Source organism: Candidatus Sodalis sp. SoCistrobi (assembly GCF_900143145.1).
Classification (GTDB): domain Bacteria; phylum Pseudomonadota; class Gammaproteobacteria; order Enterobacterales; family Enterobacteriaceae; genus SoCistrobi.
Map to the genome: position 1 here is coordinate 1 of NZ_FRDB01000390.1, position 947 is coordinate 947.

2 protein-coding genes are annotated in these 947 nt (G+C 54.9%); both read left to right on the forward strand.

Translation table 11 applies throughout. The features are described from left to right. A partial coding sequence (locus CINSTRO3249_RS16080; protein ID WP_074013918.1) for a GPO family capsid scaffolding protein occupies positions 1 to 615 on the forward strand: 615 nt, incomplete at its 5' end. A 46-nt stretch (positions 616 to 661) separates the two neighbouring features. After that, on the forward strand, positions 662 to 947 hold a 286-nt coding region (locus CINSTRO3249_RS16085; protein ID WP_143146910.1), incomplete at its 3' end, for a P2 family phage major capsid protein.

Consider the following 947-nt stretch of genomic DNA (forward strand, 5'->3'; position numbering starts at 1 on the left):
TATGCCCGTCTGCGTCCCAATATCAAATTAATGCGCGCCAATGCCGAAGGCCAGCTGGTTTTCTGCTCGGCGGAATTTACCCCGGACGGTAATTTCCGGGGAACGGGAAAATCCTATCTGGAAGGGCTGGGGGTCACTGATGAACCCGCCAGTGTCTATACCGAACGGCTGCACTTTAGCCAGACCCGTCACCAGGGTTTGATTTATGCCGCCACGCAACCTTTCACTTTAAAAGGTCATCATATGAAAAAGCAAAAAACCGGCAGCTGGCGGAAAATCTTTTCCCTGGAAGAGCCGACGCCTGTTGACACGCCGGTAGACATGGACAAATTGCAGGCGCTGGCGGAAGCCGTTGCCGCACTGGAAAACCGCGTTGCCGCGCTGGAAGGTCAGGCAGAGCAAACCGAAACCTCCGTAGAGGAAGTCAAGCAGGATGTTGCCGAGGTGCAGGAAGACGTGGAAACCGTGAAAGAGGTGGTGGACACCCAGGAGTTCAAGCTGCTGCGTGACAACATTGGCGGCATCGTCAAGAGCTTTAGCAAGCTGGACAGCCGTATTACCGCGCTGCCCAACAAAAATCCCGGCACGGGCCGCAAGCCCTTTAACTTCCTGTGATCTACCGGCGGTTATCTGTTCATCCTGTCGATAAGGGAAAAACATTATGCAATTAAATCAACGGGCTTATGCGCTGCTGGAGAAATACAGTGACGGACTGGCGCAGGCGTACGGTCAGACCCGTAGCGACCGTTATTTTTCACTGACCGATCCCAAAGAGACCCAGATGCGGGACGCCATGCTGGAGAATTCTTCATTCCTTAACCTGATCACCTGGCTGGACGTTGACCAGCTTCAGGGGCAGGTGGTGAATGTCGGCAATCCTGGCCTGTTTACCGGGCGCAAGGAAGGCGGGCGTTTTATCCGTCCGACCGGCGTCGATGGCCTGGAGT